The 17774-nt window shown below is 65.1% G+C and carries 14 protein-coding genes; 5 read left to right on the top strand and 9 right to left on the bottom strand.

Translation table 11 applies throughout. The features are described 5' to 3' along the window. Positions 1 to 145: 145 nt before the first annotated feature. The 5 genes from ACFHPP_RS19455 to ACFHPP_RS19435 form a co-directional block, all read right to left on the bottom strand. Positions 146 to 517: a hypothetical protein gene (locus tag ACFHPP_RS19455; RefSeq protein WP_437164890.1), complete on the bottom strand. Its 372-nt coding sequence runs from the start codon at positions 515 to 517 to the stop codon at positions 146 to 148. 157 nt (positions 518 to 674) lie between these two features. Beyond that, positions 675 to 1823, bottom strand: a complete 1149-nt coding sequence (locus tag ACFHPP_RS19450; protein WP_437164889.1) for an MFS transporter — start codon at positions 1821 to 1823, stop codon at positions 675 to 677. A gap of 110 nt (positions 1824 to 1933) precedes the next feature. Next, positions 1934 to 2851, bottom strand: coding sequence for a dienelactone hydrolase family protein (locus tag ACFHPP_RS19445; RefSeq protein ID WP_437164888.1), 918 nt, complete (start codon positions 2849 to 2851; stop codon positions 1934 to 1936). Between the two features lie 432 nt (positions 2852 to 3283). Further along, positions 3284 to 4579 carry a tyrosine-type recombinase/integrase gene (locus ACFHPP_RS19440; protein WP_437164887.1) on the bottom strand — a complete coding sequence of 432 codons (1296 nt, stop codon included), beginning with the start codon at positions 4577 to 4579 and terminating at the stop codon, positions 3284 to 3286. A 220-nt stretch (positions 4580 to 4799) separates the two neighbouring features. Then, on the bottom strand, positions 4800 to 5354 hold the full coding sequence (locus tag ACFHPP_RS19435) for a hypothetical protein (RefSeq protein WP_437164886.1): 555 nt from the start codon (positions 5352 to 5354) through the stop codon (positions 4800 to 4802). Between ACFHPP_RS19435 and ACFHPP_RS19430 the strand changes: the two genes are divergently transcribed. Continuing rightward, the gene (locus tag ACFHPP_RS19430; RefSeq protein WP_437164885.1) at positions 5335 to 6546 is read left to right on the top strand and encodes a DUF2382 domain-containing protein; all 1212 of its coding nucleotides are present in this window, start codon (positions 5335 to 5337) and stop codon (positions 6544 to 6546) included. The two genes, ACFHPP_RS19435 and ACFHPP_RS19430, sit on opposite strands and share 20 nt — an antisense overlap. Positions 6547 to 6701: 155 nt before the next feature. Here ACFHPP_RS19430 and ACFHPP_RS19425 read toward each other — a convergent pair whose 3' ends face one another. After that, positions 6702 to 7100 carry a methylglyoxal synthase gene (locus tag ACFHPP_RS19425; RefSeq protein WP_437164884.1) on the bottom strand — a complete coding sequence of 133 codons (399 nt, stop codon included), beginning with the start codon at positions 7098 to 7100 and terminating at the stop codon, positions 6702 to 6704. Positions 7101 to 7345: 245 nt separating this feature from the next. Next, positions 7346 to 7963 carry a chemotaxis protein CheB gene (locus ACFHPP_RS19420; RefSeq protein ID WP_437164883.1) on the bottom strand — a complete coding sequence of 206 codons (618 nt, stop codon included), beginning with the start codon at positions 7961 to 7963 and terminating at the stop codon, positions 7346 to 7348. A 351-nt stretch (positions 7964 to 8314) separates the two neighbouring features. Here ACFHPP_RS19420 and ACFHPP_RS19415 point away from each other — a divergent pair, with 351 nt between their 5' ends. Together ACFHPP_RS19415 and ACFHPP_RS19410 are read left to right on the top strand one after the other, a co-directional pair. Next, positions 8315 to 11494: a chemotaxis protein CheB gene (locus ACFHPP_RS19415; RefSeq protein ID WP_437164882.1), complete on the top strand. Its 3180-nt coding sequence runs from the start codon at positions 8315 to 8317 to the stop codon at positions 11492 to 11494. Positions 11495 to 11780: 286 nt separating this feature from the next. Then, complete coding sequence (locus tag ACFHPP_RS19410) at positions 11781 to 12668, top strand: sensor histidine kinase (RefSeq protein WP_437164881.1); 888 nt, start codon at positions 11781 to 11783, stop codon at positions 12666 to 12668. Positions 12669 to 12683: 15 nt separating this feature from the next. Here ACFHPP_RS19410 and ACFHPP_RS19405 read toward each other — a convergent pair whose 3' ends face one another. Both ACFHPP_RS19405 and ACFHPP_RS19400 read right to left on the bottom strand, forming a co-directional pair. After that, positions 12684 to 13241, bottom strand: a complete 558-nt coding sequence (locus tag ACFHPP_RS19405; RefSeq protein ID WP_437164880.1) for a class I SAM-dependent methyltransferase — start codon at positions 13239 to 13241, stop codon at positions 12684 to 12686. Continuing rightward, on the bottom strand, positions 13220 to 13417 hold the full coding sequence (locus tag ACFHPP_RS19400; RefSeq protein WP_437164879.1) for a hypothetical protein: 198 nt from the start codon (positions 13415 to 13417) through the stop codon (positions 13220 to 13222). The genes ACFHPP_RS19405 and ACFHPP_RS19400 overlap by 22 nt, the downstream gene beginning before the upstream one ends. Positions 13418 to 13849: 432 nt before the next feature. Between ACFHPP_RS19400 and ACFHPP_RS19395 the strand changes: the two genes are divergently transcribed. After that, entirely contained in the window at positions 13850 to 14620 is a 771-nt protein-coding gene (locus tag ACFHPP_RS19395; RefSeq protein WP_437164878.1) for an SH3 domain-containing protein, read from the top strand. Between the two features lie 141 nt (positions 14621 to 14761). Continuing rightward, complete coding sequence (locus tag ACFHPP_RS19390; protein WP_437164877.1) at positions 14762 to 17644, top strand: PAS domain-containing protein; 2883 nt, start codon at positions 14762 to 14764, stop codon at positions 17642 to 17644. The last annotated feature ends 130 nt before the right edge of the window (positions 17645 to 17774 follow it).

Below are 17774 nucleotides of genomic sequence, written 5' to 3'. Positions count from 1 at the left end.
GCGCGTTCTCGATCCTGCAAATTCCCCAGCCGCTGCAACGTCTCCAGCGCGCTCCGCGCCTTCTGCTGCAACTTTTGGTCGTTCTTCGCGTAGCCCTCCTTCGTCATCTTCCGCACCTCGAGCTCCGTCATGGTGCTTCAGCTAGTCAACCACTGGCTGCCGCCAAGCGGCTCAGCATCGGTGCGACGATCTCAGCTGGTGCCTTGGCGCAAAAGGCGGCCCACTCCGCCATCAGCTTTACTCGCTTCTGGAATAGGTCGCCGCGCCTGTAGGCAGCTTCCACCTTGTCCCCGATTGGTGGTGCCAGCGCCGCCTCCGCAACCGCGTGGGGCGTGCTGGTGGCTTCCTCGCACCAATCTCGGAAGGCTGAACGGAAGCCGTGCACGGTCAGGTCATCCCGCTTCATGCGCCGCAACAGCATGAGCATGGCCATGGATAAAAGCGGCTTCCCGCCACAGCGCCGGAAGATGTAGCCGTCACCTTCGTTCGGGCGGGTCGCCTCCATCGCGTGCAGCATAGCCAGGGCTTCGGTGGACAGCTTGCAGCTCCCGATGATCGAGGCGATGGCGACCTATCTCACACCGAAATCGTTGCCTTACACGCACTCTCGGTGAGGCTGCGGCAGCAGGGAGGTAGGTCGCTGGCGACGGAGTGGCGGTATGGAATGTTTGCGTTCAGCACTGACGAATTCGTCCGCGCCTGACCGCGGCGAAAAGAATGGTGCCGGCTGTGCCCACGACGGTCGTTATGGCGAGCGGGACTGTATGGCCGGGGAGTATTGCGACGCCAATAGTTAGCAACGGAGGTGCTGAAAGCAACGCAATGCCGCGAGCGGTGTAGAGCATGCCAAGCACGCCGCCAAGCCTGCGTGTGCCAAAGCTGTCGGCGACGAAGGCGGGCAACAGCGCGACAAAGCCGCCTTGCAGCGCCCCAAACATAAGGGCGAAGATCTGCAGCGTCGATTCGTCCTCGGCGATGGCCCACAGCAGCATTGAGGAGGACATCCCGCCGCAGCACAGTAGGAACACACCGCGCCGACCGACCACATCTGCTAGTGCCGCTAGCACAAAGCGGCCAAGGATGGTGCCGAGGCCGACCAGCCCGAGCAGCGCGACAGCGGCGTGCCGATCGAAACCCATGTCGCGCGCAGTGCCGACCAGCATCGCATGTGGCAGTACTGCTGGCATGGAAACCAGTAGCGTGCCGGCATAGGTCAGCGCGAAGTCGCGGGTCGGCACGGTTTCAGGCAACGGATCCAAACTTGCCGGCATTTCTGACGCAGGCTGCACCGGAGACGGAGCCAGCAGCAGAGCCCCTGATACGCCGATCAGCGCTGCGAGCAGGCCGCAGGCGATGAAGGCGGTGCGCCAATCGCCGAAATGCGAGAATGCGTCGGCTGCTGACGGCACCAGCGCCGTGCCGATGCCGATCCCGCTAACCGCGATGCCCGAGGCAAGGCCACGATGGGTATCGAACCAGCGCTGTACGGCAGTGATCGCGGGGACATAGGCGAAGCCGCAGCCAACGCCGATCAGCACGCCGTACCCGACATACACCTGAGTAATGCTGGAGGCCCCCGAAGCTACCAGGAAGCCGAGTCCGACCAGCAGCATTCCCATCGTGGCGAGAGCGCGGGCGCCGATGCGGTCTGCTAACCGCCCGGCCACCGCGCTAACAAAAAAGCAAGTGCCACCGCTTAGAGCATAGACAAATGAGACAGAGGCGCGAGACGAACCAAAGGTGGAGGCGATCTCTTCTGCAAAGGCGGCATACGAGTAGATCGCGCCGAAGCCGACCATCGTGACAAGAAAGGCGCCGGCCACCACCGCCCTGCTGCGAGAGCGCAACGATGACTGCTGGCGCATAAGCCGCAGGCGAGCCGCTAATTTGGGCACGTGGCGTCAGGCCGGCAGCTTGGTCCGCAGCGCCTAGGTCACCACGCGCGTACTCCCCGCAGCGTGGCGGAGTGGTCCGGGTGCAACTGACAATTTCCGGAAGTCCTCTGTGAGCCGGGCGGAGTCCTAAGGTTCGGTTCTGCGTGGATATGAGGGCGCAGTCGCCCATTCATGGCGGCGGCGAGGAAGCCCGCCGTCTGAGTGGCCGACATCTCTGCCAGTTCCGGCCACGCAACCGTGCGGAGCGTGCCACGGCCAACGGGCGCCGGCTGGAACGACACCAAGTGCTCGCCAATCGGCGGCAAGTCCCATCCATGCGCCGCGCCTCGATAGTGGATGATGCGGACCGACACCCCCGCTTCCTCAAGGCGATTAGCGACATTGACGCAGTCGCACGGCGGATCGCCTGCGCCGACATCGCCATGAAGCAGAAGCAAGGGCGCGCGGGACGTGCTCGTGCCCGCCACCAGCGCGCTGCCGAGCGCAGCGCAGTCCGGATAGAGGTAGACGCGCGCCGACCAGTCCTGCTGCTTTCCCTCCTGCGTCTCTGCCAGGGCATGCGCGCCTCTGCCGAACCCCAGCGCGGCAACGCGCGTGGAGTCAATGCCCGGCTGTGCGGCGAGAGCCCGTCGGGCGCGGTCCAATACCTCCGCCTCGGCCCGCACATCGAACGCCGCGGTGCTGCCTGCGCCATCCGCGGACACGGCATACAGTTCGACCTCGAGAGTGGCTACTCCCGCATCGCGAAGCTGCCGGACCGTCAGATCCGCGCGCCGATCCGTCCCAAGGCTATCATGTACGAGGATTACCGCTGGCACGGGCTCCGAACGCCGTGGCGTCGAGAGAAGGCCAACTGGGCCATCCGTATCGTTGAGAACGAGCCTCTCGGCGGCAGAAGCAGGCGCGGCACCCACGGCGCAGCATGCCGCGAGCAGCACGCCGATTTTGCGGAGCATGCGGCGTGCCCAATCTAAGTGCCAAGCAAAGATCAGGTCTCGGACAGCGGCTTCTACCTCCGCCGGGTTGCTACCGTCGGCCCCAGCCCGGCGCACTGCGTCAATTGCAGCTGGGGTTCGTTCAGAGGATGCCGATGCTCGATCGAGTTGAGGAACGTCGCCGTAGGAGCCGGCCGAGCTGTGGCGCGAGTTGCTTGCCATGAGCGGGTCTCTCTTTGGTACGGCCCGCCGGTGATTGGGCGTGTCGCGGTGGAGCGAACCGTTGCAGATCGTCCCAGCCCTGCGCTTGCTCTGTTTGACGAAAGCACACCCTGCGCAAGATCACATGTGTGTGAATTTTCGCTTTTCGCTACATCTGTCCGTTGCAATTATCGCGGCGTGATCGGGTAACACGGCGAGTGTGTGGTCTCCGCGCAGTAATGGGGCGGCCGGTCAGCTATTGGCAGCCTCCGACATCAGCGATGTGACTGCCTCGCCCGGCGCCCTCGCGCAGAAGGCGGCCCACTCCGCCATCAGCTTTGCCCGCTTTTGGAACAGGTCTCCGCGCCTGTAGGCGGCTTCCACCTTGTCCCCAATGGTGTGTGCCAGCGCGGCCTCCGCCACCGCGTGCGGCGTGCTGGTGGCTTCTTCACACCAGTCGCGGAAGGCAGACCGGAAGCCATGCACCGTCAGATCCCCGCGCTTCATCCGGCGCAGCAGCATGAGCATGGACATGGAGGACAGCGGCCGGTTCGGACGGGCACCTGGGAAGACAAAGTCCTCACCTTCCGCGCTCCGCTCCGCCTCCATGCTCCGCAGCACGGCCAGCGCATCCGCAGACAACGGCACGCGGTGCTCGCGGCCCGCCTTCATGCGATCGCCGGGCACCACCCACACGGAAGCGCCCATGTCCACTTCCGACCAGCGGGCGCCAAGCGTTTCCGTGGTGCGGGTTGCCGTCAGGATGCAGAACAGCAGCGCCTTAGCGGCGGTGCCCGGCTGCGCCCGCACCCGCGCCATGAACGGCGCCATGTCCTGCCAAGGCAAGGCGGCATGGTGCTCAACCCGCGCCACCTTTGACCGGCGGGGCAGCAGGTTGGACAGGTGCCCGCGCCACCGCGCCGGGTTCTCCCCCGTGCGCCAGCCGCGGGCGGCGGCATAGTCCAGCACCGCTTCTATCCGGCCGCGCAGCCGCGTTGCGGTCTCCGGCTTGGCGTTCCAGATCGGGTTGAGGCACCCAAGCACATCATCGGTGGTGACCTCCCCCACCGCCTTCTTTCCGATCTTCGGGTAGGCGTAGGCGCCAAGGGTGCTCGGCCACTGCGCCCGATGCTTCGGATTGCGCCAGCCGGCCTCGTGGGCGGCGATGTACAACTCGGCCACGGTGCGGAAGGTGTGCGCCTTGGCGACGGCAGCGGCAGCCCGCGCGGCCTCCGCCTCGGCAGCAGCCTTGCGATGGTCAAGCGGGTCCACACCGTCGCGCAGCATCCGTTGAGCGTCGGCGGCAGCCTCGCGGGCCTGCCCCAGCGTCAGGCCGCGCTTGGCGTCCGCGTCATAGGCGCCCAGCCCCATCTCACGGGCCTTGCCCGCCAGCATGTAGCGCAGCGTCCACTTGCCCGCCGCCGCTCCCGCGATCCGCAGGTAGAGGTTGCCGCCATCGGCATGGGCGCCAGGCTTCCCGGTCGCCACCAGCGCCTTGCACTCAATCGCTGTCAGCTTGCCGTTGAGCTTGCCCGCTGCCTTCGCCACCGCTCCGCCTCCAGTCCACAACCACGTCCACAAATATCTTGTGGACTGGCGGGACGCAACCGGAAACACGCGGGGACGGAACGAAGCGCGCAGAAGGCAAATGCCCTATGGGGCCCGTGGAGATTGGGACGGGACTGGATACCGCAGGACGCGAGTGAGGCGGACACCCCATCCGCCAGCGGGGGTTTCATTTCAGATACCTACGAGGCCAGTGGCGGATTTACCCTACCCGCGACATGAGCTTCGTCGTGCCACCGAAGCCGGATAGCGCGATGGAAGCGTTCCCTGGGGCTGAACTGACACCGTGATCGATCCGCGGCCCAGCAGGCGGCAGCTGCGGCGGTAAAGCCGCCGCAGCTGCGCAACGGGCTTGGGTGACGCGCTTGTCCCCTCTGGTGGCAGCCATGGCTTCGAGCCCCAGGTAGTTGCCGACGGCAAGCGCCGCGCGGCCGGCTTCGACAGTGCGCCCAGTGAGGCGCATGAACAGCCCCGCGCCATGCCGCTGCTCGCCGGGCTGCCGGCATGTCGGTCTGAGTGTCACCACATCGTCCGCGCCTTCCGGCAGTACGTCTAAAATTCTACGGCGCGGTCGCAGCGATGCAACCTTATGCTCGTCCAGATGTTGGCGTGCTGCGGTGCAGCAAAAAATATCCACTCGAACAGTGCTGTTACGCATGCCGGTAGTTAAGGAACCGTGCAGGTCGCAGCAGAATTCAACATCACACGCCTCAATCATTTCAAAGTTAGGACATACGATGACGCTCAGAACCCTCATGCAGGCTGGCCCAGCCAAAGCCACCGAGTTGTTCGCCAAGCTCTCCGAAACCTCGGATGGTGCGGTGAAGACCAGGGAGAAGCTCTTTTCCGACCTCAAGGCCGAGCTCGAGCTCCACGCAGGCCTCGAGGAGCAGCACCTCTTCCCGATCCTCAGGAAGAACTCGGAAACCAAGGAATTGGTCGCTGACGCAATCCGGGACAACAAGGAGTTGCGCGCGAAGCTTTCCGAGCTGGACGCCATGCCGAAGAACGACCCGGCTTTTGCTGAACGGCTTGCTGATCTGCAGAAGACGTTCCGTCAGCACGCCCGCGACGAGAAGAAGGAATTGCTTCCGGCTGTGCAGCGGGCGCTGAGCGAGGAGCAGGTGCAGGCTGTCACAGAAAAAATGGAAGCGGGTCTTGCCGAGGCAGAACAGGCAAAGCAGGACGAAGCGGAAGAGCGGCGCGCCAAGGCCCGTGGGGAGCGCGAGCAGGCCGAGTTCCTTGCCCGGCAGGCGGAACTGCGGGCGCAGGAGGTTGCGACGGCCGAGCGGGAGCAGGCTGCTGCTGAACAGCGTGCTCGCACTGACGCACGCCGGGTTGTTGATGCGGCACTGCGGCCTGTTGCTGCAGCCAGCAAGGCCGTTGGCGAGGCCACTCGTCTTGCCACCGCAGCGCCTGCTGGCGAGGCAGGCCGACGTGCTCAGACCCAAGCCGCGGCGATGACGAACATGTTCATGTGGCCTTGGCTTGGGGCAATGCAGAACCGGCAGCCAACCGGTAACGCTGCCGAAGCCCGGGGCCTTGCCGGGATGGAGGAGGTGATCCCGCTCGGTGAGGAGATCCTCGAGGTTGGCAAGCGAACGGAGAACCGTGGCACGGCCCGTATCCGCCGCTTCGTCGTCGAGACCCCGGTTGAGCGGCAGGTCACTCTGCAGAGCGAGAAGGTCGTCGTGGAGCGCCGCAGGCCAGTCAGTGACAAAGTCACGGGAGAAATCCTGACCGAGTTGACGGTCGAGGTGGTTGAGACGGAGGAGGTTCCGACCGTCGAGAAGCGCGTGCGTCTGCGGGAAGAGATTGTGGTGCGGACCGAACGTACGCAGCGCGTTGAGACGGTGCAGGCGACGCTCCGGCGTGACGAGGTCGAGATCGAGCAGGCCGACCGGAAGCGTGGCAATCGGCAGCTTCGCTCGGTAAGCTCGGAGCGCTGAAGTCAGCCTGCCGGTCCTCCAGTTTCGGACGGCGGGACAACAGCGGCGCAAGCGGCGCGTTGTTGCCGAAGACGCAGCAAGCCATGCAAGTCAGCGGATCAGGTCGGACGAATCAATCTCAGTGGTTCGTTCGACCTGAACGTCGCGACCTGACTTTATCCCTGGCCGCGGACAAGGAACATCGCTTCCGCCAGGTGATCGGCGGATGCACGGTTGAGCGCAAGCGGAATGTCGGCGAGCAGCGAGATGCGCACCAGGGCCTGCACATCCGCCTCGTGCGGATGAGGCGACTCCGGATCTGGGAAGAACACGAGCGCGTCGAGCTCGCGTGCGGCGATGCGGGCGCCGACCTGGAGGTCGCCGCCTTTTGGACCACTCAGCAGTTCCTCCACGCGCAACTCAGGGCAGGCCTCCATGACCTCCCCGGCCGACGTCCCGGTGCCGCAGAGGTGGTGGCCCGAGAGCGCCTCGCGCCATGCACGCGCCCAGGAGATCAGCGCCTCCTTTTTGGCGTCGTGTGCGACGAGCGCGATTCGCAGGACCTGTTCCGCCATCCCGGTTGCCTTCTCTTCATCTCCGGCCTCGACGCGGCGCGAACCGCTGCATCCGCCGTGCGGACGACGATGCAGCCAACGGCGGCCCAGGGGCGGCGTTGCAGGCCGGGCACAGCTTATTTTCGTCAGCAGGGGCTCATCCAGCGCGGCCGGGCCGGGCCTTCATGCCTGGTGTCCCAACGACACCGACATTGTGAAGAGCGCGCGGGCCTGGTCTCGTCCCGGCTTCTCACGCGGCGACCCGATTAATCGTTCTTCCTCGCATGGCGCAAGCCGAAGCCAGGTTCGGAGACCAGATGGCCGATGATGCCGCCAATACGCTTGGCCGTCCCGATGACGCTGATTGGCCCGTCATAGTCGATGGCGTTCTGCTGCATTCCGCGCGGCTTGTGCTTCGGGTCGAGCACCATGGTGAGGCCCCCGACTTCGTGGATCGCGGCGAGGCCCCGAGACCCGTCATCCAGCGAGCCTGACAGGATCACACCGATCGTCCGCCGCCCGGCATGTTTGGCGAGAGATATGAAAAGCGTGTCGATGGTTCGGTTGCGAAGCCTGTTGTCGCTGCCGTCGACAAGGACCACGCTGCTGCGTGACCCGAGTGTGAGGTGCTGATCGGGTTCGCCGATGTAGCAGATGCCTTTTTCCAAGGTTTCCGCCTGCTCAGCCACAACCACCGGAATGGAGGTGCGGTGGGCCAGCACGTCGCGCAGGGCGCTGATCCGCTCACTCGGCCGATGCAGGACGACCATCACGATGGCGTTGATCGGATGTGGAAGCAGAGCCAATAAGGCTTTGATATCGTTCAAACCCTCATCGCCAGAGGCGCCAATCGCGACAATGAAGGGCGCCAGTTCTTCTTTCATTTTTGACCTCAAGGGACTCCGGGCCCAATTTGTGTTGTAAGCCGATTTATGGCGCCTGATCATATCTTCAGGCCGGCCATCCAAAACTAACACAAGTAGAATCCCGCGGTCTGCCGTGACTATCGGTGCACCGTCGCCAAACTCCCAGGGCTGAGCCAAGCTGGGAGCAAGAACGGAGCGTCGGGCTGTGCCAAATGAATCGTTTCGACATAAATATAATATGCGGCTCCGCGCGGGGCTCCTGCTGAAATCGGGCGAGGAGACAAGCCGGGATAGCCGCGTTTTGGTCATGGACATGCCCGGCATGGTCATCCTGCCAAAAGGGCAGCGGTCTTGCCTTTGGCTGGCCTCGTGACCGAACAAACACCTGCCTTCTCGATCGTGGGCATCGGCGCCTCGGCCGGCGGCGTCGAAGCCCTGCAGGTGCTGTTCCGCGCCATGCCGAATCCTGCTTTGCCGATGGCCTTCATCGTCGTCACGCATGTCAGTGCCAGCTACGAGAGCGCGCTTCCCGCGATCTTGCGCGAATGCACCGCCATGCCGGTGGTGCCGGCCAGGGATGGCGAGGTGGTCCAGCCGGGCCATGCCTACGTCCTGCCGAATGATGCCCTGATCACCCTCTCAGGCGGCAAGCTTGTGCTGCGAAGCCAACAGCCTAAGGCACAGCACGAGCGCCAGCCGATCGACCTGTTCTTCGCATCCCTTGCCGAGGACCAGGGCGAGATGGCCATCGGGGTCGTCCTGTCCGGCAGCGGCAGCGACGGCACGCTCGGCCTCAAGGCCATCAAGGAAAATGGCGGGCTGACCATTGCCCAAGGCAGCGACGGCACCGTGCCACGCTATCCCAGTATGCCGAACAGTGCGGTCGCGAGCGGTGTCATCGACCTGGTGCTGCCCTCCGCCCAGATCCCGGTCCGCCTTGCGGAGCTGAGCCTGCACCTGAACGGGCTGGACCTATTGGCCGACGACAACCAAAGGACGGACAGCGCCAGCCAGACCGCCGCCAGTCAGGACGAAATCAGCGCCATCCTGCGGATGCGGGTCGGCCACGATTTCGCCGGCTACAAGGCCAAGACTTTCTTCCGCCGCGTACAGCGCCGCATGCAGGTCCGGGCGGTCCAGCACATCGCCACATATATAGCCCTGCTACAGCAGGATGAGGATGAGGCAGCGATGCTGTTTCGTGACCTCCTCATCAGCGTCACCGGCTTCTTCCGGGACGTGAATGCCTTTTCGGCTTTGGCCAGGCGCGTCTTCCCCGCCATCTTCGCAGGCCGTGGCGCCGACGACACCGTGCGCATCTGGGTGCCGGGCTGCGCCACCGGCGAGGAGGCCTATTCGCTGGCCATCCTGGCTCGCGAGCAGATGGCCGGTCGGAACGACGGTCCGCGGGTCCAGATCTTTGCCACCGACATCGACGAGGCGGCGCTTTCGGTGGCGCGCGGCGGCCGGTACCCGGCTTCGATGATGGTCGGCGTCTCCCAGGAGCGGCTGGATCGTTTCTTCGTTACGGATGGCGCCACTTACTCGGTTTCGAAGGAAACGCGGGACCTATGCGTCTTTTCGTCGCATAGCGTCATCCGTGACGCGCCGTTCTCGCGCATCGACATGGTGTCCTGTCGCAACCTGCTGATCTACATGGGTGGCCAGCTACAGGAGCAGGTGATCCCGCTGTTCCACTATGCGCTGCGACCCGGCGGCTACCTGTTCCTCGGCGTGTCGGAAACCACCACCCGCCATGACGACCTGTTCAAGCCGGAGGACAAGGCGCACCGGATCTTCCAGCGCCGGGACGGCCCGGTGCCGGATCTGCCGATCCGCGTCCAGCCCGTCGCACATGACGTGCGGCGGAATTGGCCTTCCACAGCACCACTATATCGGCGCCAGGTGGGAGGTGTCGCCGAACTGCATCAGATGGCCAACGCCTTCGCAGCCGAACACTTCGCGCCGCCGCACCTGCTGGTGAACACCATGGGCGACATCGTCTACCAGACGGCCAATCTCGGGAAGTATCTGGAACCGGCGGCGGGGGCACCCAGCCGGCAACTCCTGGCGATGGCGCGGCGTGGTCTGCGGATGGATCTGCGCTCGGCGCTGCGGCAGGCGATCGACCAGCGGCGCCCGTCGACCCGTCCCGATGTCCAAGTCGAGTTCAACGGCTTGCGGCAGACGGTCGCAATCACCGTATCGCCGCTGCCGCCACGCGATGGGAACGACCCCTTGTTCATGGTGGTCTTTGCCGACATCCAGCCGCCGGCGCCGCGGCAGGACATCCCCAGTCCTGGTGCTACCGACACGTCGCGGGATCACGCCATCGAACTGCTGGAGCATGACCTACGCGATGCACGCGAGCGCCTGCAGTCGATGGCCGAGGAATACGAGACGGCGACCGAGGAGCTGAAATCCGGCAACGAGGAGATGGTCTCGGTCAACGAGGAGCTGCAATCCATCAACGAGGAGCTGGAGACCTCGAAGGAGGAGCTTCAATCGGTCAATGAGGAGCTGCGGACCACCAACCTTGAACTCTCCACCAAGATCGAGGAGTTGGACGTCGCCAATGCCGACCTGCGGAATCTGTTCGACAGCACGCAGGTCGCTACCGTGTTTGTCGACCGAAATCTCATGATCCGGAACTTCACGCCCGCGGTTACCGGGATCTTTGATCTGGTCCAATCCGACCGCGGCCGCCCCCTCAGCAGCTTCGCCAGCCACGTCGAGGGCGTGGATTTCGCACAGGAGGCACGCCGCGTCCTGAGTACACGGGTGCCCGTGGAGCGCCGCGTCATTGCCCGTGGTGGCGGCGCGCACTACCTCATGCGAATGCTGCCCTACACGACCGCGGAGGGAGCGGTAGACGGGGTAATCGTCACCTTCTTTGACATCACTCAGGTGGTGGAAGGCGAGCTGCTCGGTACGCTCGTGGACGAGTTGAACCACCGCGTGCGAAACATGCTGCAGGTGGTCGCCGCCGTCGCCGCGCATACCCTACGCCGAGCCACCAGTCTGAAGGACTTCGGCGTGACCTTCAACGGTCGTATCCGGGCACTGGCCAGGGCGCACGAGCTGGTCTCGCTTGGCGGCTGGAGCGACGTATCGCTGCTGGACCTGGTCGAGAAGGAACTGCAGCCCTATGCGGTGGGACACGGCCGCCTTGTGACCCGGGGTCCGCGGATCTGGCTGTCACCAAAGGCAGCCTTGTCCATGGGTATGATCCTGCACGAGATGGCGACGAATGCCGCCAAGCATGGCGCCCTCTCGACCGAGAGCGGCCGCGTCACCATCGAATGGTCAATGGAGGGCCTTGGCGCTGCGGCACGGCTGGTTGTGCGATGGTCGGAAGCCGGGGGACCAAAGGTGATCATGCAGCCTGAGCGGCGGGGCTTTGGTTCCGATCTGATCGAGCGGCAGGTGCGCCATGATCTCGATGGTACTATCGAGGCCGACTTCTGCGAGACCGGGTTTCGAAGCAGGATCGAGCTGCCGCTGACAGTCCTCGCGGAACACCATAGGACCCCAGAGGTTCCTGGCTGAGTCCGCTTTCGGGGCCGCAAGGCAGAACCGAATCCTTTTCCGTGGAAGCCGGTAACGGCGCATCTGGCGGAGCACATCGACCTGTCATTCAGCACGATGGGTTTCAACATTCCACCAGGTGTCAATGCCGCATCCGATTTAGTTTGCGTGCACGACAAGGGACCCCAGCATAATGTCATCTGAACCTACAAGTCCGCGAACATGGGAGGCGAAAGACCTTCGATTTGCCACCGATGCCGCTGGGGTCGGCTTGTGGTCATGGAACGTCGACACCGACCAGATTACCATGGACGAGCGCGCGTTCGACATGTGGGGGGTTCCCAGCGACGGTCCGGTCACCTTCGAGGATCTGTCTGCCTGCATCCATCCTGCAGACCGCGACAGAGTGAGGTCAGCCTTCGCTGCGACCCGCGCGCTCAAGGGCGCCTACGAGACGGACTTCCGCATCATGCTGGGCGAAGAGATCCGATGGATTTCTGCGCGGGGTCGCGGCAACGATGCAGGCATGATCGGCCGGGTCATGTTCGGCATCTTCCTTGACGTGACCCAACGCAAGCAGGCCGAGGAAGCCCACGAACTACTCGCGGGCGAGATGAGCCACAGGGTCAAGAATTTGCTGGCCATCGCCTCGGCCCTTGCCAGGATCACATCGTCTTCTGCGACGACGACGGCGGCGGAGGTCATCCGTGACCTCACGCACCGACTGGCCGCGCTGGGACGCGCCCACGACCTCATTCGCCGTCATCCTGGCCAGGAGAACAAGGCGCTTCTCGGCGACCTCCTCACAGTACTGCTCGTGCCCTACGAAGACACGGGAGCCTTCCATCCACGCATCCGTGTCTCGGTGCCGAAGATGAGCCTCGACGAAACTGCGGCCACGACGCTTTCCCTGGTTGTCCACGAACTGGCGACCAATTCGCTGAAATACGGCTCAATCTCGGTGCCAACCGGCACGCTCGACATCTCCTGCACCACGGGAGCCGATGAGGTGGCTATCGTCTGGACCGAACGGGGCGGCCCTCCGGTCGTGGCGCCTTCGCAGCCCTTGGGCTTCGGAAGCAAGATGGTCGTCCGAAGCATGTCCCACCAGCTTGGCGGCTCCGTGGCGTTCGACTGGTCGGCGGAGGGTGTCATCGTTACGCTACGAATGAAGAGGGACCGCTTCACGGCGTAAGCACCGGGCCGAAGGTCAGGACCCAACTCGGGGCCGAGGTGGGATTGAAGCGCTGTCGGGGGCCGCGCCATAGGACGCGGGGCAGGATTCTCCGTAAGCGGGGCGGACCAGGACCACGCACGACCGGTTTCCTGCCGCGGCCGCCGTCCTGCTCCGGCGCCGGTAGGCCGCGGGAGACTCGACGAAGCTGGCCTCCGGCCCCGAGGTCCATGGCAGGGGGAAGTCGAGCGCGCCGGGTGCGAGGCGCATCACGTCATGAACCGCGAACACCGCGCCGGGCCGGAGCACGCGGCGCACGCCCGCGAACAGCGCCGATCTATCGGGCACGTTCATGCCGACGTGCAGCATGTAGGCCCCGTCGAAGGCGCCGTCGGTGAAGGGCAGAGCGAGCGCGGAGCCGTGGCGGAATGAGATCGCTCCCTGCAGGCCGACCCGCCGGGTCAGCGCCTCAGCGACCGCGACATACGCCTCGGTCAGGTCGACACCGGTCACCCGGCAGCCGTGGGCACGGGCGAGGTGACGGCCGATGCCACAGCCCACGTCGAGCAGGCTCAGGCCCGGCCGCAGGCCCATCTGCGCCGCAAGGTCGATGTGGGCTGCCGTCCGCCGGTGTGGCACTCCTCCAGCGGCGCCAAGTCCTCCGGCGCCAACCGCTCCGGGTCCTTCCCCGCGTCGGCCAGCGCGCGCAGGATCGCCGCCTCCAGGCCGTCGCGCGCGTGATGGCCTGCGACCCGTCCCTCGGTGTCCAAGGCCGCCTCCCCGTTACCCGCCGCGGCGAGGCTACATCACCCGGCACCCGGGCTCCCCAACCTAGTCCGGCGCTATTCCGAAGCGGGCTCTGGGCCAGGTCGTTCTCCTGACACCGGCCGCCCAGCGAAGCACGCCCTGTTGTTCCGATAACCAACCGACAATGTCTTCGCAAATAAAACGGGGGCGGCCAAGAACATCATTCCAGCATGTTCTCACCCCGATGATGCGGACTATTTGGACCTGTTTTAGCCTTCAAATAAAACAACTTGCTTTTTTGACTACCTTAAATATAATCCGGCATTCGAAGCGGCCAGGCAGCTTCTTGCACCAGCCGATCTTCGACTGTCCGGGTCATTGGACCGCTTCGGCGAGTTCCGTTGGCGACCCCTGCAGCTTGCATCACCAGCAAACCCTGAGGACGCCCGCGATCCATGGCCCCCCATGCAGCAACGAAGACTCTTGTTGGCCTAACGGCGCTGGCGGCCGGCAGCGCGGCTGCGCTGGTCCTGGGCTGGGACCGCCGCGACCCACGCGGCGCCGCGGCGGCCGATCCCGTCCCGGCGACCGTGCAGCGCGGCGAGAGCGGCCTGAGCCTGCGGCAGGAGGAGGTCGCGGTGGCCGCCGTCCGGGCGCATCTGCGCGACGCAAGGGTGGAAGGCCATCTATCCAGCATCCAGCTTTATCCGCTGGCCATGGTGGATGAGCTCGTGGTCTGCGGACTGCTGCCGATACCGGGCGCGGAGGCCATGCAGGTCGTCGCGCGCGTTGTCCTGAACCAGCCCACCGCAGCCGCTCGGGCCGCCGCGGTGCAGGACGGGCAGGCCGTTCCGCAGACCCGTCCCGCCATGGTCATCCTGGAGGCCGGACCGGGCCTCGGCCGGGGCGGCTCACAGCAGGGCCCAGGCCTCCGCTATTGCCGCGCCCCACTGATTGCAAGCGGCGATAGCGCCGAGGTGATCCCGGCCACGGCAGCCAAGCAAGTGGATGCAGAGGCTGCTGCCGCGCCGGCGGCTCGCGTCCTGGTGGTCACACCCGTGCACGTACGGGCGGCGCCAGCCGGCAGCGCGGCCATCCTATGGACGGCGCCGCGAGGGCGCAGCTTCGTTGTGCTCGGCCAGGCACCCGGCGGCTGGATCCATCTCGGCGACGGCCAAACGGCGTTGGGATGGGCACATTCCAGCCTGTTCGGTCCCGCTCCCTGAGCAGGACGCCGGCTCAGCCTGCCCCGCCGTCATTCCGGCGATGCCAGAACAGGCCACCACGACCCGACTGCACCGGGACGACCACAGGCATGGTTCGTACGGGGAACGAAAATCGCCGAGAATGGAGGATACGGCCAGATCATGCAGCACGATGCAGCCTACACCATGAATTCCTCCGGCTTTCCCATCGCCGGTGGCATGATGGGGGCGCTGATTCGCACCCATGACTGGTCGTCGACCCCGCTCGGCCCGTGCGAGGCCTGGCCGTCCGGCCTGCGCGCGACGGTCGACCTGGTGCTCGGCTCGCCGATGGCCATGGTCCTGCTCTGCGGTCCCGAACTCGTCCAGATCTACAATGACAGCTACGCCCAGATCATGGGCCCAAAGCATCCCGCGGGTCTGGGCCAGCCGAATCGTCTCTGCTGGCCGGAGGTCTGGGCCTTCAACGCACCGATTTTTGCTGCTGTGTTCAACGGCGAAGCCCGGTCCTTCGAGAACCAGAAGCTGATCATTGAGCGTAGCGGCCAGCAGGAGGATGCCTGGTTCAACCTGACCTACAGCCCGCTTCGCGATGAGCGCGGTGCGGTCGCGAGCATCCTCGTCACCGTCGTCGAAACCACCGAGCGCCTACTTGCCGAGCGCCGCGATGTGGCGGAGCGCAAGCGCCTTTCGCGCATGTTCGAGCAGGCACCCAGCTTCATGGCGATGCTGAGCGGCCGCGCGCAGAGATTCGACTTCGTCAATCCGGCCTATGAGCAACTCGTGGGGCATCGCAGCGTCGTCGGCCGCTCGGTGCGGGAGGCGCTGCCGGAACTCGAGGGGCAAGGATACCACGAGCTGCTGGACACGGTCTTTACGACCGGCGAGCCCTTCGTCGGACGCGCAGTGCCGGTTGGGTTGCAGCGCAGGCCCGGCGCTGCGGTCGAACAGCGCTTTATCGACCTCGTCTACCAGCCGGTCACCGATCCAGACGGCGCCGTCACCGGCATCTTCGTCGAGGGCTCGGACGTGACCGAGCGCGTCGTTGCCGAGGCTGACCTCCGGGTGAGCGAGCAACGCCTCAACTCGATCTTCACTCTCGCAGCGGTCGGCCTTGCTGAAATTGCGCTGGATGGCCGCTTCCGGCGCGTCAACGACGCCTTCTGCCGAATGCTGGGTCGGCCGCGCGAAGATCTGCTTGCGAGGGACTTCTCGGAGGTGACGCATCCGGATGACGTCGCCGTCAGCCTGGAGCAGTCGGCGCGTATTGCCGAGACCGGAAGGCCTGCCTCCTTCGACAAGCGATACCTCCAACCCAATGGCGCGCTGGTCTTTGTCAACTGCAGTCTGACGCGCCTGGATGGTGAGCACGGCCACCCGCCCGCGCTTCTCTCGGTGACCATCGACATGACGGAGCGGGTGCAGGCGGAGGCGGCCCTGCGTGCCAGTGAGGAGTTCAGCCGCCGTGTCATCCAGAGCTCTGCTGACTGCATCAAGGTTCTCGACCTCGACGCCCGCGTGCTCTTCATGAGCGAGGGCGGCATGCAGGTCATGGAAGTCGACGATTTCGGCGCGGTCGAAGGCGCCTGCTGGCCCGACCTCTGGCGCGACGACGAGCATGCCAAGGCCCTGGCGGCGGTCGCCGAGGCCAGGCGCGGTGAGACCGGACGCTTCCAGGGCTTCGCCACCACGATGGCTGGAGCGCCGCGATGGTGGGATGTGGTGGTGACGCCGATCAACGGGCCAGATGAAGTGCCGGTGAAGCTGCTTTCCATCTCCCGCGACATCACAGCGTCTCGCAAGGCCGAGGCTCAACTTCGGGAGCTAAATGACTCGCTGGAAGCACGGGCTGCCGAGCGGGCTGCCGAGCTCACCGAGGCACAGGATCAACTGCGCCAGAGCCAGAAGCTGGACGCCCTGGGGCAGCTCACCGGCGGCGTTGCCCACGACTTCAACAATCTCCTGACGATCATCCGTTCCTCCGCCGAACTGCTGCGACGGCATGACCTTCCGGAGGAGCGCCGACGCCGTTATGTCAATGCCATCGTGGATACGACCGAGCGGGCTGCTGCGCTCACCCGCCAGCTTCTTGCCTTCGCACGTCGCCAGGCGCTGAAGCCCGAAGTATTCGATGCGGCCGGACGTGTGCGCGGCATCGCCGGCATGTTGCAGACGTTGCTCGGCGTACGCATTCAACTCGTGATCGATGTTGCCGAGACGCCCTGCTTCGTGGAGGCCGACCTGAGCCAGTTCGAAACCGCTCTGGTCAACATGGCGGTGAATGCCCGCGATGCCATGGAAGGCGAGGGAAAGCTGACCGTCGCAATCCGCGTTGTGGCGGCGCTACCTCCCATCCGCGCCCACCAGCCGCTCAGCAAAGACCACGTCGCCCTGTCGATCACCGACACAGGAGCCGGCATCGATGCGGACACGATGGGAAGGGTGTTTGAGCCGTTCTTCACCACCAAGAAGACAGGTCAAGGAACCGGCCTCGGTCTCAGCCAGGTATATGGCTTCGCCAAGCAGTCGGGTGGCGACGTGGATGTCGCGAGCCGTCTGGGCGAGGGTGCATGCTTTACCCTCTATCTGCCGCAGTCCGCTCCACCCGCCTTGGCTCCACCTGAAATCAACGGTCCCGCAGGCCCGCGGACATCGTGGCGTAGCCGTGTCCTGGTCGTCGAGGATGATGCGCAGGTCGCCGAGTTCGCAGTACTGCTTCTTCGCGACAGTGGTCACGAGACAACGCTTGCCACGAGCGCCGCCGAGGCTCTCGGACTGCTGGGCGAGGACGGTGGCGCCTACGATGTCGTCTTCTCGGATGTCGTCATGCCGGGCATGAGCGGCATCGAACTGGCGGATCTGCTTCGCACACGGAGGCCGGAGCTACCGGTGGTGCTGACCAGCGGCTACAGCCATGTCCTGGCGGAGGAGGGGCGCTACAGATATCCGCTGCTTCACAAGCCCTACTCAGCGGAAGACCTATCCCAGGTCATCCAACAGGCCACCGGCGCCGCTCCGCCCACACCAAGCCCTTCATCTACGTAACTGCGGCCCGCGCTGCGGGGGTCCTTTGGAACCCGCAGTCGGAGGACGCGCAGGGCGCGGTTGACCGCGGCGACCTGCAGCATTCAATGAGCTTAAACCGGCGCGGTCGATCGCCTCCTGCCACTGCCTG

It is taken from the genome of Falsiroseomonas sp. E2-1-a20, assembly GCF_051433195.1.
In the GTDB taxonomy this organism is placed as follows: Bacteria; Pseudomonadota; Alphaproteobacteria; order Acetobacterales; family Acetobacteraceae; genus Falsiroseomonas.
Note: the sequence above shows the minus strand (reverse complement) of the source record. Positions and strands in the feature narration are given on the sequence as shown.

Coding starts and splice junctions, on each gene's coding strand:
- ACFHPP_RS19455 (WP_437164890.1), bottom strand. CDS start 517: ATGCTGCACGCGATGGAGGCGACCCGCCCGAACGAAGGTGACGGCTAC.
- ACFHPP_RS19445 (WP_437164888.1), bottom strand. CDS start 2,851: ATGCTCCGCAAAATCGGCGTGCTGCTCGCGGCATGCTGCGCCGTGGGT.
- ACFHPP_RS19430 (WP_437164885.1), top strand. CDS start 5,335: ATGACGCTCAGAACCCTCATGCAGGCTGGCCCAGCCAAAGCCACCGAG.
- ACFHPP_RS19435 (WP_437164886.1), bottom strand. CDS start 5,354: ATGAGGGTTCTGAGCGTCATCGTATGTCCTAACTTTGAAATGATTGAG.
- ACFHPP_RS19425 (WP_437164884.1), bottom strand. CDS start 7,100: ATGGCGGAACAGGTCCTGCGAATCGCGCTCGTCGCACACGACGCCAAA.
- ACFHPP_RS19420 (WP_437164883.1), bottom strand. CDS start 7,963: ATGAAAGAAGAACTGGCGCCCTTCATTGTCGCGATTGGCGCCTCTGGC.
- ACFHPP_RS19410 (WP_437164881.1), top strand. CDS start 11,781: ATGGACGAGCGCGCGTTCGACATGTGGGGGGTTCCCAGCGACGGTCCG.
- ACFHPP_RS19405 (WP_437164880.1), bottom strand. CDS start 13,241: ATGGGCCTGCGGCCGGGCCTGAGCCTGCTCGACGTGGGCTGTGGCATC.
- ACFHPP_RS19395 (WP_437164878.1), top strand. CDS start 13,850: ATGGCCCCCCATGCAGCAACGAAGACTCTTGTTGGCCTAACGGCGCTG.
- ACFHPP_RS19390 (WP_437164877.1), top strand. CDS start 14,762: ATGCAGCACGATGCAGCCTACACCATGAATTCCTCCGGCTTTCCCATC.